Raw genomic sequence first — 16,277 nt, forward strand, 5'->3', positions numbered from 1 at the left:
TTTCTGGTGCGTACCGGGCTGAGAGGCGGTGTAAGTGAACTGTAGTTGCCATGTTTTACGGCAATGAGAGCAGAGATAGCGCTGATGTCCGGCAGTGCTTTTGCCGTTACGCACCACGCCTTCAGTAGCGGAGCAGGAAGGACATCTGATGGAAATGGAAGCCACGCAAGCACCTTAAAATCACCATCATACACTAAATCAGTAAGTTGGCAGCATTACCAAATATTACAGTTAATAGGGTTTAGTGAACGTAGTTAAAAATAAAAGGCATCACAGTGGTGAATAATGCCGCTTTCGGCCAGGCCGGATTAATCGCCGTCAATTCAGCGCGAGCAGACTCATATTGCGCAACCTCCCCGAGTCCCGCGGACGCCAGCATCGCCACCATCAGGCATTTTTCTTTATGCTGCTGTTGTAAATCGCCATACAGCGATAACAGGTCAGGTTGTGAAACAGCAAAGAAATCCGCCTCAATACTGGTTTTCGCCATCTCTTGCGCCCACTGTTTCATTTCACTAAACAGTTGCTGTGCGGTTTGCTGTTCACCCAGCAGTCGCAGCGCCATTCCTTGCCAGAAGAGATAATCAACCGGCTGATCGTTGTAATAACTGTGGATGTTAATGGTGCGATCGCCGGTCGCCGCCAGACGTAAACAACGCATCGCTTCAGTTTCATCGCCCTGCGCGTTGGCGCATATCGCCTGCCAGAACCAGATGTCGTTATCAGTTTGCCCCGGTAAACGGCCTTCGCTTAAATTCTCCGGATAATGCAGCGCGGCATGAAGCAGTTCGCTGGCCTGCTGCGGCTCTCTGGCATCAAGATGCTGCCAGGCGCGTAATAACTGGTTGAGGATAAACTGACTGGTGACCTTCCCTTCCCCGCCTTCCCACGGGTGGAATTTACGCGTGGCGAGAATGTCCGCCGCTTTGTCTGCCTGACCCGTGAGATGCCACAAATTGAGCAGTTCTGCGGTCATGTCGTCGCGTTTCAGCGCAATTTCCAGATTATTTTCCAGACGCGCCAGTCGTTTCTCCGGTGTGGCTCCACTTAACTTATCAAGCAAATCCCGTTCGAAAAGCAGACGTGCATCCTGCGGCGCAAGCTGATAAGCATTATCAAGATAACGCGCGGCCAGCTCATAATCGTGTTGCTTATTCCACGCATGGATCGCTAACCCGCGCCAGCCGTCGGCAAACTCCGGCGACATCTCTACGCAACGTTGCCAAAAGGCAATGGCTTTGTTGTAGCTACGTTTGTTGTAGTAGAAGCAGGCCAGTAAATGGCGAGCAAACCAGCACTCTTCAATACTCTCCAGCGCCGCCACTTCTTCCAGCGTATTCGGGAAACGGACAAACTGCGGGAAGACATCAATGGCTTTTGCGACCAGTTCGCCACGTTCGGCTTTCGGCAGCAAGCTGGCTTGCAGGTAAAGCGGCAGCGTGCGCTGGCAGTCCAGTGCGTTCAGCATCTCTGCCGCCAGGGTGGGCATTCCCCAGTTAATCAGTTGCCCGGCGGTCATCAGGGCGTTAACGTCACGTCCCTGACACAGACCGCGCCACTGCGCGAGAGCTGATTCGCTACGACCATCGAACCAGTTCAGCCACCACAGAGTGGCGTTCAGCGGATAATCGCGCAGCAGTTTCTCGCGCTGCACACGCGCGTTGTCCTGACGACCACTTAACACCAGCAGCAGATTATGCAGGCAAAGCACTTCCTGATTGGTTGGGCAGGCGCGAAGACTTTGTTGGCAAAAATCCAGACCAGCGTCGAAGTTACCATTACGCGCCGCCAGTCGTGCCAGGCCATAATAGCCACCGGCTTTGCTGTTGCCGCTCCAGACCGCACGCCAGAAATCCTCTTCGGCTTGTTGATATTGTCCCTGACGTTCGTAAGCACTGGCGCGAATCAAACTCGCCTGTCCGCACTGCGGATTTTTGTTCAGCGCATGTGCGCGTTTCAGAGCCTGAGTGGCATACGCCACCGCTTGCGGGAAATCGGCGCGGTTATATTCCAGCATCGCCAGCGCCAGGTTACAGCGGTAATCCAGCGGATCCAGCGCCACGCCGCGCAGGTAGTAATCGAACGGTGAACGGCTGGCGTGATGATATTGCTCCAGATGCTGACCGATAAACCAGGCTTCATCTGTACTGGTAATGTCTTGTGCTGCCAGTGGCGCTTTGGCGACGTCCAGCAACGGCAACTCTTGCGGCTGATGTTCCTGATAACTCAGTACAATATTGCCGTCGGCATCGGAGAGCTCAATGGTCAGCCTTTCAGGATTGATACCGTGCAACACGCCCTGGATGGCGGTCGCAGGCATCAGTGCCACGGCATCATCAAGTAACGCGTTGCATTTGCCGATTTCGCGGATCGCCAGGCGGTATCCGTTCAACGGAGAGATGGCATACAGCCCCCACTCAATCCCCCGCTTACTACGCTGGAGTTTTATCACCGCATCGCGGGAGGCATTTTGCACCATGCCCAAAGAATGATAAGGCAGGAAATACTGCTCAAAACGCTTCTCTTCGTAAGCATCAAGCCAGGTAAAATCGGGCTGGTTATCGGCAAAAATACCGGTCATCAGTTCGATATACGGGCCGTTATTGTCGGTCAGACTCTTATCCCACGCCTGGCCAAATTCACTGTGTCCCCAACTCCACTGTTTTTTACCTGGCGCAATATGGTGGTTGGCAACGTGCAGCAAACCGCCATCTTCATCGTGACACCACGCGCGACAAAATCGTACTGCGATTTTTCGGCCATATATGAGGTTGGAACAGGCACATTTTTATAGCGAGAAATGTCCACTCCGGCGGAGTAGTCCACTTTGTAGTAAGTGCCGGTGGCGATGGGGAAAGCGGAGACGGCCCGTTTGCCGTGATCAAACACCGCAGTCACATCCGGTGGGAAAACGCTCTGATGCCCTTCCCCCCCTTTCACTGCCGGGTTGGCCCACCACAAGAAATGACGCGGCGTGGCGTTACCGTTATAGACGCGGCTGGCGATTTCCAGCGCCGCCCGGTCAGGGCGCAGGGTGAAACCTGTCATCACCTGTAAACCATGCATCGGCTCCGTTTCGCCTACCCACACCGTCTGTGCACCGTCTTCATGGGCTTCGAGGGTGAAATCAACGGGCATAAAGGTGGTCGGGCGATGATGTTGCGGCCAGTTAAACTCAATCCCACCGGAAATCCACGGCCCCAGCAGCCCCACCAGCGCAGGTTTAATGACTTCATTGTGATAAACAAAATCGCGCTGTTTCACTTTATCCCACGCGCGATGCACCCGACCGCCCAGTTCCGGCAGGATCATCACTTTGATGTAGTCGTTTTCCAGCCACACCGCCTGCCAGGATTTCAGGGTTTTCTGCTCGCTCAGCGTATCGGTCACGCCGTAGGGATAAACCGCGCCGGACGATCCCTGATAAACGCGATTTTCCAGGAACATGGGATGTATATCCTGCGGCCCGGTTTCATAGGTCGGGATCTCAACGCGCTCTTGCCACACTTTTACTGGAGTCATGGTGCCCTCAATATTAACAAGACATACTGAATTAAAAGATTTGTGGCAGTGTATTGAACAATCTGGCAATGTTTTCGCGGAATAATCACGCAATTAACTAAACAAGGTTTAGTGAAGATGAGAGCCTGCATTAACAATCAACAGATTCGCCACCATAACAAATGCGTGATTCTGGAACTGCTGTACCGGCAAAAGCGCGCCAATAAATCAACGCTGGCCCGGCTGGCGCAAATTTCGATTCCGGCAGTCAGTAATATTTTGCAGGAACTGGAAAGCGAAAAACGGGTGGTGAATATTGACGATGAAAGCCAGACGCGCGGGCATAGTAGCGGTACATGGCTGATTGCGCCGGAAGGTGACTGGACGCTGTGCCTGAACGTGACGCCCACCAGTATTGAGTGTCAGGTTGCTAATGCTTGTTTAAGTCCGAAAGGTGAATTTGAGTATTTACAGATTGATGCACCGACGCCGCAGGCGCTGCTGTCCGAAATCGAAAAATGCTGGCATCGCCACCGTAAATTGTGGCCGGACCGCACCATCAATCTGGCGCTGGCAATCCACGGTCAGGTTGATCCGGTGACCGGCGTGTCGCAAACCATGCCGCAAGCGCCGTGGACAACGCCGGTTGAGGTGAAGTATCTGCTGGAAGAGAAGCTGGGCATTCGGGTGATGGTCGATAATGACTGCGTGATGCTGGCGCTGGCGGAGAAATGGCAAAATAATTCGCAGGAACGGGATTTCTGCGTGATCAACGTTGATTACGGCATTGGCTCGTCGTTCGTGATTAACGAGCAAATTTATCGCGGCAGTTTGTATGGTAGCGGACAAATTGGTCACACCATCGTTAATCCGGATGGCGTCGTCTGCGACTGTGGACGTTACGGCTGCCAGGAAACCGTCGCCTCGTTAAGTGCATTAAAAAAACAGGCGCGGGTATGGCTAAAATCACAACCGGTTAATACTCAGCTTGATCCTGAAAAACTGACAACCGCGCAGTTAATCGCTGCCTGGCAGAGTGGAGAACCGTGGATCACCAGCTGGGTTGATCGCTCTGCCAATGCCATTGGTTTGAGTCTGTATAACTTCCTCAACATCCTCAATATTAATCAGATTTGGTTGTACGGTCGCAGTTGTGCCTTTGGTGAGAACTGGCTTAATACTATTATTCGCCAGACAGGATTTAACCCGTTCGACCGCGACGAAGGACCGAGCGTGAAAGCGACGCAAATTGGCTTCGGGCAATTAAGCCGCGCACAACAGGTGCTGGGAATTGGCTATTTGTATGTTGAGGCGCAGTTACGACAGATTTGATGGCGCGATAACGTAGAAAGGCTTCCCGAAGGAAGCCTTTTTTCAACAGATTAACCGTTCCGCTTATGCGTAAACCGGGTAACGTGCGCAGATGTCGAGAACTTTACCTTTGATGCGCTCGATAACGGCTTCATCATTGATGCTGTCCAGCACGTCACACATCCAGCCAGCCAGTTCTTTCGCTTCTGCTTCTTTGAAGCCGCGACGCGTAATTGCCGGAGTACCCACGCGAATACCGGAGGTCACAAACGGGCTCTTCGGATCGTTCGGTACGCTGTTTTTGTTGACGGTGATGTTAGCACGGCCCAGAGCGGCGTCTGCTTCTTTACCGGTCAGGTTTTTATCAACCAGATCAACCAGGAACAGGTGGTTATCAGTGCCGCCGGAAACCACTTTGTAGCCGCGCTCGAGGAACACTTCTACCATCGCTTTAGCGTTTTTCGCGACCTGCTGCTGGTAAGTTTTGAACTCAGGCTCCATCGCTTCTTTCAGAGCAACCGCTTTACCGGCGATTACGTGCATCAACGGACCGCCCTGACCACCAGGGAAAACGGCAGAGTTCAGTTTTTTGTACAGCTCTTCGCTACCACCTTTCGCCAGGATCAGGCCGCCGCGCGGACCCGCCAGGGTTTTGTGAGTGGTGGTAGTAACAACGTGAGCATGAGGAACCGGGTTCGGGTAGACGCCAGCAGCAACCAGGCCCGCAACGTGCGCCATATCAACGAACAGGTAAGCACCGATGCTGTCAGCGATTTCACGCATTTTCGCCCAGTCCACCACGCCGGAATATGCAGAGAAACCACCGATAATCATTTTCGGCTTGTGTTCTTTGGCTTGTTTTTCCAGATCGGCGTAGTCGATATGACCGGTAGCATCGATACCGTAAGGAACGATGTTGTACAGTTTACCGGAGAAGTTAACCGGAGAACCGTGAGTCAGGTGACCGCCATGCGCCAGGTTCATACCCAGAACGGTATCACCTGGTTCCAGCAGCGCGGTGTAGACCGCAAAGTTAGCCTGGGAGCCGGAGTGCGGCTGGACGTTAGCGTAGTCAGCGCCGAACAGTTCTTTCGCACGATCGATCGCCAGTTGTTCAACGATATCAACATACTCGCAACCGCCGTAGTAGCGTTTGCCCGGATAACCTTCAGCATATTTGTTGGTCAGCTGAGAACCCTGCGCCTGCATTACGCGCGGGCTGGTGTAGTTTTCGGAGGCGATCAGTTCGATGTGCTCTTCCTGACGTACTTTTTCCTGCTCCATAGCCTGCCACAGTTCGGCATCATAATCGGCAATGTTCATTTCACGCTTTAACATCCGCATCTCCTGACTCAGCTAACAATAAAATTTTTGGCCTTTATAGGCGGTCCTGTTGGACAACGGCGAACAGTATAACCGAATCATTGTGCGATAACAGGTCTTGACAAAGGAATTTACGCAAACGATTACCTTCAGGCTACGCAAGACTTTGGAGAATAAAGAGCTTGCAACCGGAAACGGATTTCTTTTCAGGTTTGTGATGCAAATTTTTCACTTCATCACATTCTTTCTGAAAAACACCAAAGAACCATTTACATTGCAGGGCTATTTTTTATAAGATGCATTTGAGATACATCAATTAAGATGCAAAAAAAGGAAGACCATATGCTTGACGCTCAAACCATCGCTACAGTAAAAGCCACCATCCCTTTACTGGTGGAAACGGGGCCAAAGTTAACCGCCCATTTCTACGACCGTATGTTTACTCATAACCCAGAACTCAAAGAAATTTTTAACATGAGTAACCAGCGTAATGGCGATCAACGTGAAGCCCTGTTTAACGCTATTGCCGCCTACGCCAGTAATATTGAAAACCTGCCTGCGCTGCTGCCAGCGGTAGAAAGAATCGCGCAGAAGCACACCAGCTTCCAGATCAAACCGGAACAGTACAACATCGTCGGTGAACACCTGTTGGCAACGCTGGACGAAATGTTCAGCCCGGGGCAGGAAGTGCTGGACGCGTGGGGTAAAGCCTATGGTGTACTGGCTAATGTATTTATCAATCGCGAGGCGGAAATCTATAACGAAAACGCCAGCAAAGCCGGTGGTTGGGAAGGTACTCGCGATTTCCGCATTGTGGCTAAAACACCGCGCAGCGCGCTTATCACCAGCTTCGAACTGGAGCCGGTCGACGGTGGCGCAGTGGCAGAATACCGTCCGGGGCAATATCTCGGCGTCTGGCTGAAGCCGGAAGGTTTCCCGCATCAGGAAATTCGTCAGTACTCTTTGACTCGCAAACCGGATGGCAAAGGCTATCGTATTGCGGTGAAACGCGAAGAGGGTGGGCAGGTATCCAACTGGTTGCACAATCACGCCAATGTTGGCGATGTCGTGAAACTGGTCGCTCCGGCAGGTGATTTCTTTATGGCTGTCGCAGATGACACACCAGTGACGTTAATCTCTTCCGGTGTTGGTCAAACGCCAATGCTGGCAATGCTCGACACGCTGGCAAAAGCAGGCCACACAGCACAAGTGAACTGGTTCCATGCGGCAGAAAATGGCGATGTTCACGCCTTTGCCGATGAAGTTAAGGAACTGGGGCAGTCACTGCCGCGCTTTACCGCGCACACCTGGTATCGTCAGCCGAGCGAAGCCGATCGCGCTAAAGGTCAGTTTGATAGCGAAGGTCTGATGGATTTGAGCAAACTGGAAGGTGCGTTCAGCGATCCGACAATGCAGTTCTATCTCTGCGGCCCGGTTGGCTTCATGCAGTTTACCGCGAAACAGTTAGTGGATCTGGGCGTGAAGCAGGAAAACATTCATTACGAATGCTTTGGCCCGCATAAGGTGCTGTAATTTGATGTTGCCGGATGGAAACATCCGGCAACCCTTGACGCGGTTTAAATTGCCGCGTCGTCCTCTTCACCGGTACGGATGCGAATGACCCGTGCCACGTCAAAGACGAAGATTTTACCGTCACCGATTTTGCCGGTTTGCGCCGTGCGAATAATGGTATCGACACAGGTATCGACAATGTCGTCCGGTACGACAATCTCAATTTTCACTTTCGGCAGAAAATCCACCATATACTCCGCGCCGCGGTACAGCTCGGTATGGCCTTTCTGGCGACCAAAGCCTTTCACTTCGGTCACCGTCATGCCGGTAATACCGACTTCGGCCAGTGCTTCGCGGACATCGTCCAGCTTGAAGGGTTTTATAATCGCATCAATCTTTTTCATGCTATTCCTTGAAAAGGTCGCCTGTCTTTTGATCTGCTAAACGTAACACATAACGCCAATTCATTCCTTGAAATCGTTTGCATCCAGCTCGTGTCGGGAAAGCAGTTTATAAAATTCTGTCCGGTTGCGCCCCGCCATTCTCGCCGCGTGGGTGACGTTGCCTTTGGTAATTTGCAGCAGCTTACGCAAATAGTTGAGTTCAAACTGATTACGTGCCTCAACAAAGGTTGGCAGCGCCGTGTTTTCACCCTCCAGCGCCTGCTCTACTAATGCATCGCTAATAACCGGAGATGAGGTCAGCGCCACGCACTGTTCAATCACGTTGACCAACTGGCGCACATTACCCGGCCAGCTAGCGGTCATCAGGCGTTTCATCGCATCAGTGGAGAACGCGCGGACAAACGGTTTATGTCGCTCTGCCGCCTGGCGCAACAGGTGATTTGCCAGAAGCGGAATGTCTTCTGTGCGCTCTGCCAGAGCCGGAATTTTCAGGCTGACAACGTTGAGGCGGTAATAGAGATCTTCGCGGAATTCCCCGCGCGCCATCGCTTTTGGCAGATCACGGTGAGTGGCAGAAATAATCCGCACATTGATATCAATATCGCGGTTACTGCCCAGCGGGCGCACTTTACGCTCCTGCAACACGCGCAGCAGTTTGACCTGTAACGGCGCAGGCATATCGCCAATTTCATCGAGAAATAGCGTTCCGCCTTCCGCCGCCTGGAATAAACCTTCGCGATTGCTGACAGCGCCAGTAAACGCGCCACGCGCATGACCAAACAGCTCCGACTCCAGCAATTGCTCGGGCAATGCGCCACAGTTAATAGCAATAAATGGTTTGCTGTTGCGCGGGCTGGCGTTGTGGATAGCCTGGGCGAAAATCTCTTTCCCGGTGCCGCTCTGACCGTTAATCAAAACGCTGACGTCTGATTGCGCCACCAGCCGCGCCTGTTCCAGCAAACGCAGCATCAGCGGGCTGCGGGTGACAATTGCCTCGCGCCAGCGTTCATCGGTGGCTGGCGCGGATTGCTCCAGCGCATCGTCAATTGCCTGATATAGCGCGTCTTTGTCGACAGGCTTGGTGAGGAAACTAAAAACGCCCTGCTGTGTTGCAGCAACGGCATCGGGGATAGAACCATGCGCAGTAAGAATAATTACTGGCATTCCCGGCTGCACTTTCTGGATTTCAGCAAATAGCTGCATACCGTCCATTTCATCCATCCGCAGGTCGCTGATAACTAAATCTACTTTTTCGCGATTCAGTACCCGTAATCCTTCAGCGCCACTTTCCGCCGTGACCACACTGTAGCCTTCGCTGGTCAGGCGCAGGCCAAGCAGTTTCAGCAATCCCGGATCGTCATCGACCAATAATAAATGCGCAGGTTTATGGCTCATCAGGAGTGACCTCATGGGTGGATGGCGCGGGCTTTTCACTCTCGTGCGGCGTATCCGGCGAGAAATTTCCAGCCGGTTTGCGGGTCGAGAGCTGGCGTTCAATATCGGTCAGGTTTTCCAGCTTGCGGGTGGTGAGTTCCAGTTGCTGCTGTAGAACGTGATGTTGCTGGCGCAATGTATCCAGCTCGCTGTCGCTGGACTGCTGGAGTTTACTGTAACGTTGGCGCTCTTCCGCCAGTTGCAGTTGCAGCGCCTGACCGTCGCGCCAGAGTTGATACAGTGGGCGAACCTGTGCCGGGATCTCGGTACTTAACGCTTCAATACGCGCGACCAGCTGGCGGCGCTCATACGGCGTAATTTTGGCGTCGGCGAGCAAAATCCCTTGTTTAAAGGTATTTTGCCAGCTGCCGTCGTCATATTGGCGAGCTTGCTGACGCGACTGCGCAGGCATTAAACGATCAGCACAATCCATCGCCCGCAGCCAGTAAAGCGGATTGGTTTCGGTTGATTTACCTTGCAGCGCCCAGATGTCGCTACATTCAGTAGAAAGATAGTCAGCCAGTTGATAAACCGGAATTTTTTCTTCTGCTGGCGTATCAATGGCTGGCTTATTGTGATTCTGCACGCAACCCAGCAATGCCAGACATGGCAGCCCTGCCAGCCACAGCCGTCGGAGCAATAATCGTTGAAAAATGTGTCGCATATTCACCAGACTTAAAGCCTATCCCAGTGGGCGTAATTGTTGCAGACAGTCTGGACATGGCAGCGCGGAGAAACCGGAGCGTACATATCGTACGTGAAGATTTCGAGCACTGCCCGGGGCCGAACTGACAAATAAAATAGCCTGATAGGATAGGCTGTTAGCATTATTTCGTGTTTTTCGACGACGGTAATTCAATGCGGAAACAAACGTCTTGCCCGCTCTCGTCGACCAGATACAGTTCCCCTTGCATACGGCGAATACAATCCCTGGCAATGCTTAATCCCAGACCGCTGCCCTTCACCGCCCCTTTTCGCTGGTGGCTTCCCTGAAAAAAGGGTTCGAAGATCATGGCGCGTTCCTCTTGCGGAATGGGCGTGCCTGTATTGATGACATCAATATAAACCCGCGCACCATGTGAACTGCTGCGAAGGCAAATGTTACCGGATTCAGCCCCGTAGTGCACCGCATTGGAGTAAAGATTATCCAGTACGCTCATCAGCAGCATTGGCTCCGCCAGGCAAGCTGTTGCTTTGAGATCGACGTCGGTATGCATCATTTTAGCCCGTGCGGGCAGGCTATGAGCAGAAACCACTGTCTCCACCAGCGGTGCTAATTCAACATTCTCCAGTTCCACCGCACTGTCCGCCTGTTTACGGTTGTAATCAAGTAGTTGTTCGATCAGTTTTTGCAAATTGCGGCTGCTGCTATCAAGAATGCTCACCACCTCTTTTTGCTCTGGCGTAAGCGGCCCGACAACCTGGTCAGCCAGTAATTCAGTGCCCTCGCGCATACTCGCCAGTGGCGTTTTTAATTCATGAGATAAATGTCTTAAAAATTGATGGCGTTGGGATTCCAGCCATGACAGGCGCTCACTTAACCAAAGAATACGTTGCCCAACCGAGCGTAACTCGCTCGGTCCACTGAACGAAACGCTATTGCCCAGAGAACGCCCTTCCCCCAGACGGTTGATCATGCGCTCGATATTTTTCACCGGCCCGATAATCATCCGCGTGAAAAGTAGCACCATCACCAGACTCACCAGAAATAGCACCAGCGATTGCCAACCAAAATATTGCCCACGTTCGGCGATTTCACGCTGAAGTTGCTGCCCACGAGAGAACACCACTGTGCGCGTGGCCTGCACCATTTCGGTATTGGCACTGGCAAAGGCTTCAAGACGCGCGGCGGCGGCAGCATCGGGACCACTGTTGTTACACTGAAGTTGGGCCAGATTGTTCAAATCCTGACGCAATGCCTGGTAAAGTTTATCGTCTGGCAGTACGCCTGCGTGGGCATCGAGCATTTCGCTGTAACGCTTGCGCTGGCTTTGATAAACCTTCGCAAGCGTAGGGTCGTCCAGCACGCAATACTGACGGTAGCTACGCTCCATCTCCAGCGCCGCGTTGGTCATCGCTTCACTACGCCGGGCATCAATAAGCGTAGTGCGGTTAACCAGCGCCGCCTGATCGCTAAGCGCATTCAGGCTTTGCCAGGCTTGCCATGCCAGCACCAACAGGGGTAGTAGAATTAGCAAAAATGCCAGCATTACCAGTTGTCGTAATGAGCGGGGAAAAACGGGCCAGCGTTTCAAGGTGTTACTCTCGTCAGACGCGAATAGCGTGATGCTAACCGAGGGGAAGTTCAGATACAACAAAGCCGGGAATTACCCGGCTTTGTTATGGAATAAGGCGGTGCCTAACTCGACGTTTCGCCCGATGGTTGATATAGCTACGCTGATATCAGAAGTTGGACGGCAGGCACCTTGTTGTGCGTCATTCGAATTTTATGTAGCACGTCCCGAAGGGGCTGACATAAGTCGGTGAATGAGCCACTGCTTACTATTATGCAGTAACTGTGCCAATAAAGAAAATAGTTTGGTAACGTACTGATTATACGTTGCTTTGAGGGATTTATGGCTTCTTCGCTATTTGAATGTAAATCAGCCACTGTGTCGCTAAAAAGAGACAACTTAAGATAAACTTATTAGATTGCAATAAAATCAATCACTTAAGTGTCGCCAGAAAGCGACACGGTAAACCACCCATTGTCGTGATTTACAGACACAAAAAAGCTCCCGGGGTTGGGAGCTTATGATAGTGGTTGGTGCTTAATGCCGCATCCGGGCTGCAAAACCAATGAACTGATGAATTACCCCAACTGCTTACGCGCATTGCGGAAAATGCGCATCCATGGGCCATCCTCGCCCCAGTTTTCCGGATGCCAGGAGTTGCTGACAGTACGGAAAACACGTTCCGGGTGCGGCATCATAATGGTGACTCGACCACTTTCAGTCGTGACTGCCGTAATACCGTTCGGTGAACCGTTCGGGTTAGCCGGGTAGGTTTCAGTGACTTTGCCGAAGTTATCGACATAGCGCAGTGCCACCAGCCCTTTGCTTTCCAGTGCCGCCAGATGCGCCGCATCACGCACTTCCACGCGCCCTTCACCATGAGAGACAGCAATCGGCATTTGCGAGCCCACCATCCCCTGCAACAGCAGAGACGGGCTTTGGGTTACTTCAACCAGGCTGAAACGCGCTTCAAAGCGATCGGAGGTATTGCGCACAAAACGTGGCCACAACTCACTACCTGGGATCAGTTCGCGCAGGTTAGACATCATCTGGCAACCGTTACATACCCCCAGCGCCAGCGTTTGCGGACGGTGGAAGAAGGTTGCAAACTCATCGCGTACACGGTCATTGAACAGGATTGACTTCGCCCAACCTTCACCGGCACCCAGCACATCACCGTAGGAGAAACCACCGCACGCGACCAGGGCGTGGAAATCTTCCAGGCCCGTGCGTCCGGTCAGCAGGTCACTCATATGCACGTCGATAGCATCAAAGCCTGCACGGTGGAAAGCTGCCGCCATTTCAACATGCGAGTTCACGCCCTGCTCACGCAGTACGGCAACTTTCGGACGTGCGCCAGTGGCAATATACGGTGCTGCCACATCTTCGTTGATATCGAACGACAGTTTTACATTCAGGCCCGGATCGGCGTCGTTAGATTTCGCCTGATGCTCCTGATCGGCACACTCCGGGTTGTCACGCAGGCGCTGCATCTGCCAGGTAGTTTCTGCCCACCAGACACGCAACGTGGTGCGGCTTTCGCTGAATACAGTCTGCCCGTTGGCGGTAATCACAAAACGGTCACCGGAAACCGCCTGCCCTACATAATGGACACAATCAGCAAGCCCATGCTGTGCCAGTACGGACTCGACCGCTTCACGGTCAGCGGCACGAACCTGAATCACCGCACCCAGTTCTTCGTTAAACAACGCCGCCAGGCGATCGTCGCCCAGAGAGGCAATATCCGCGTTAATGCCGCAATGACCAGCAAAGGCCATTTCCGCCAGCGTTACCAGCAGGCCGCCATCAGAGCGGTCGTGGTATGCGAGCAGCTTACGCTGTGCAACCAGCGCCTGAATCGCGTCATAGAAGCCTTTCAGTTGCGCGACGTCGCGTACATCTGCCGGTTTGTCGCCAAGCTGACGATAAACCTGCGCCAGCGCCGTTGCGCCCAGCGCGTTATTGCCTTTGCCCAAATCAATCAGCAATAGTGCGTTATCTTCGGTAGAAAGCTGTGGCGTGATGGTGTGACGCACATCTTCCACGCGGGCAAATGCAGAAATCACCAGCGACAGCGGCGACGTCATTTCGCGCTCTTCGTTACCTTCCTGCCAGCGGGTTTTCATCGACATAGAGTCTTTACCCACCGGGATCGTCAGGCCCAGCGCCGGACAAAGCTCTTCGCCCACGGCTTTAACGGCTTCATACAGGCCCGCATCTTCACCAGGGTGGCCTGCCGCCGCCATCCAGTTGGCGGAAAGTTTAATGCGCTTGATATCGCCAATCTGTGTTGCGGCAATATTGGTTAACGCTTCACCGACCGCCAGACGGGCAGAGGCGGCGAAATCCAGCAGCGCAACCGGCGCACGCTCGCCAATCGCCATCGCTTCACCGTAGTAGCTGTCGAGGCTGGCGGTAGTGACCGCGCAGTTAGCGACCGGCACCTGCCACGGACCCACCATCTGATCGCGCGCTACCATGCCAGTTACGCTGCGGTCACCGATGGTCACCAGGAAAGTTTTCTCCGCCACGGTCGGCAAATGCAGTATGCGTTTCACCGCGTCTGCAATGGTGATCCCTTCACGGACCAGCGCATCGCCCTTCGCTTTCAGCGTTTGTACATCGCGGGTCATCTTCGGCGTTTTACCAAGCAGGACGTCCAGCGGCAGATCGATCGGCTGATTATCAAAATGACGATCGTGTAGAGAAAGATGCAGTTCTTCGGTCGCTTCACCAATCACCGCGTAGGGTGCGCGCTCACGCTTACACAGTTCGTCAAACAGCGGTAATTGATCGGCAGCAACCGCGAGCACGTAGCGTTCCTGGGATTCGTTACACCAGATTTCCAGCGGGCTCATGCCTGGCTCGTCGCTCAGAATGTCGCGCAGTTCAAATTTACCGCCACGCCCGCCGTCGCTCACCAGTTCCGGCATAGCGTTAGAAAGACCGCCTGCGCCAACGTCGTGGATAAACAGTATTGGGTTGGCATCACCAAGCTGCCAGCAACGGTCAATCACTTCCTGGCAGCGACGCTCCATCTCCGGGTTGTCGCGCTGTACGGAAGCAAAGTCGAGGTCGGCATCAGACTGACCAGACGCCATGGAAGACGCCGCGCCGCCGCCAAGACCGATGTTCATTGCCGGGCCGCCGAGAACGACCAGCTTCGCGCCAACGTTGATCTCGCCTTTTTGTACGTGATCGGCGCGAATGTTGCCGATCCCGCCCGCCAGCATGATCGGTTTGTGATAACCGCGCAGCTCTTCGCCGTTGTGGCTGTTCACTTTTTCTTCATAAGTACGGAAGTAGCCGTTCAGTGCCGGACGACCAAATTCGTTGTTAAACGCCGCACCGCCCAGCGGGCCTTCGGTCATGATGTCCAGCGCGGTGACAATGCGCTCAGGCTTACCGAAATCTTCTTCCCATGGCTGTTCGAAGCCAAGAATTCGCAGGTTGGAAACGGAGAAACCAACCAAACCCGCTTTCGGCTTCGCGCCGCGCCCGGTGGCACCTTCATCGCGGATTTCACCGCCGGAACCGGTCGCCGCGCCCGGCCACGGAGAAATCGCCGTCGGGTGGTTGTGAGTTTCGACTTTCATCAGAATATGCGCCGGTTCCTGATGGAAATCATAGCGGCCCGTTTCGTGGTCAGCAAAGTAGCGGCCCACTTCAGAACCTTCCATTACGGCGGCGTTATCTTTATAAGCAGAGAGAACGTGATCTGGCGTGGTTTCGAAAGTATTTTTGATCATCCTGAACAGCGATTTCGGCTGTTGTTCACCGTCGATAATCCAGTCGGCGTTAAAAATTTTGTGGCGGCAGTGCTCAGAGTTCGCCTGAGCGAACATATACAGCTCGATGTCGTTCGGGTTACGACCAAGCTTTGTGAAAGCATCCTGCAGATAGTCAATTTCATCTTCCGCCAGAGCCAGGCCAAGACGCAGGTTAGCGTCGATCAGCGCCTGACGGCCCTGCCCCAGCAAATCAACGCTTGTGACCGGAGTCGGTTGATGGTGGGCAAACAACTGCTCTGCATCATCTAAATCAAAAAAGACAGTTTCCATCATGCGGTCGTGCAGTTCAGCGGTAACCTGCTGCCATTGTTCATTGGTCAGCGTACCGGCTTCTATATAGTAAGCAACGCCGCGCTCAAGGCGGTTTACCTGTTGTAGCCCGCAGTTATGGGCAATATCGGTCGCTTTCGAAGACCAGGGAGAGATGGTGCCAGGACGCGGGGTCACCAGCAGGAGTTTGCCTTGCGGGGCGTGGCTGGCGAGTGCCGGACCATATTTCAGCAGGCGTTCAAGTTGTGCGTGCTCATCATCGTTTAACGGCGCATTGAGGTCAGCAAAATGGACATACTCGGCGTAAATATTGTGAACCGGGAGCCTGGCAGCCTGAAAACGTGCCAGCAGTTTGTTGATTCGGAATGCCGACAGTGCAGGCGAACCACGCAGAATTTCCATCATAAGTCTCTCGTCTTCTAAGCTTTCGGTGTACCCAAGGGGGGGAAACGGGCGTCATTATAAAGAATCTGATGCGCTGACGAAACCGTTTGCGT

The 16,277-nt window shown here is 53.3% G+C and carries 9 protein-coding genes and 1 pseudogene; 2 read left to right on the plus strand and 8 right to left on the minus strand.

All coding sequences use genetic code 11. The features are described from left to right. Together BGK49_RS26730 and BGK49_RS11865 are read right to left on the minus strand one after the other, a co-directional pair. A partial coding sequence (locus BGK49_RS26730; protein ID WP_047664789.1) for an IS1 family transposase occupies window positions 1–165 on the minus strand: 165 nt, incomplete at its 3' end. A gap of 76 nt (window positions 166–241) precedes the next feature. Then, window positions 242–3,522: pseudogene (locus BGK49_RS11865) on the minus strand (DUF5107 domain-containing protein). A 117-nt stretch (window positions 3,523–3,639) separates the two neighbouring features. On the opposite strand from BGK49_RS11865, the gene BGK49_RS11870 reads away from it, so the two are divergent. Beyond that, window positions 3,640–4,833, plus strand: coding sequence for an ROK family protein (locus BGK49_RS11870; protein WP_005043524.1), 1,194 nt, complete (start codon window positions 3,640–3,642; stop codon window positions 4,831–4,833). 63 nt (window positions 4,834–4,896) lie between these two features. Here BGK49_RS11870 and glyA read toward each other — a convergent pair whose 3' ends face one another. Continuing rightward, window positions 4,897–6,150 carry a serine hydroxymethyltransferase gene (gene glyA, locus BGK49_RS11875; protein WP_000919159.1) on the minus strand — a complete coding sequence of 418 codons (1,254 nt, stop codon included), beginning with the start codon at window positions 6,148–6,150 and terminating at the stop codon, window positions 4,897–4,899. Between the two features lie 327 nt (window positions 6,151–6,477). Here glyA and hmpA point away from each other — a divergent pair, with 327 nt between their 5' ends. Continuing rightward, window positions 6,478–7,668, plus strand: coding sequence for an NO-inducible flavohemoprotein (hmpA, locus tag BGK49_RS11880; protein ID WP_000883162.1), 1,191 nt, complete (start codon window positions 6,478–6,480; stop codon window positions 7,666–7,668). Between the two features lie 44 nt (window positions 7,669–7,712). On the opposite strand, the gene glnB is transcribed toward hmpA, so the two are convergent. The 5 genes from glnB to purL form a co-directional block, all read right to left on the minus strand. Beyond that, on the minus strand, window positions 7,713–8,051 hold the full coding sequence (gene glnB / locus BGK49_RS11885; protein ID WP_000717694.1) for a nitrogen regulatory protein P-II: 339 nt from the start codon (window positions 8,049–8,051) through the stop codon (window positions 7,713–7,715). Between the two features lie 60 nt (window positions 8,052–8,111). Then, entirely contained in the window at window positions 8,112–9,446 is a 1,335-nt protein-coding gene (glrR, locus tag BGK49_RS11890; RefSeq protein ID WP_001295369.1) for a two-component system response regulator GlrR, read from the minus strand. Continuing rightward, window positions 9,436–10,149, minus strand: coding sequence for a two-component system QseEF-associated lipoprotein QseG (gene qseG / locus BGK49_RS11895; RefSeq protein ID WP_001215852.1), 714 nt, complete (start codon window positions 10,147–10,149; stop codon window positions 9,436–9,438). The genes glrR and qseG overlap by 11 nt, the downstream gene beginning before the upstream one ends. A 163-nt stretch (window positions 10,150–10,312) precedes the next feature. Then, complete coding sequence (qseE, locus tag BGK49_RS11900; protein ID WP_001298980.1) at window positions 10,313–11,740, minus strand: two component system sensor histidine kinase QseE/GlrK; 1,428 nt, start codon at window positions 11,738–11,740, stop codon at window positions 10,313–10,315. A gap of 557 nt (window positions 11,741–12,297) precedes the next feature. Beyond that, window positions 12,298–16,185 carry a phosphoribosylformylglycinamidine synthase gene (gene purL, locus BGK49_RS11905; protein WP_000970129.1) on the minus strand — a complete coding sequence of 1,296 codons (3,888 nt, stop codon included), beginning with the start codon at window positions 16,183–16,185 and terminating at the stop codon, window positions 12,298–12,300. Between the last annotated feature and the right edge of the window lie 92 nt (window positions 16,186–16,277).

Origin of the sequence: Shigella sp. FC1544 (genome assembly GCF_001722145.1) — a bacterium.
Classification (GTDB): Bacteria; Pseudomonadota; Gammaproteobacteria; order Enterobacterales; family Enterobacteriaceae; genus Escherichia; species Escherichia coli.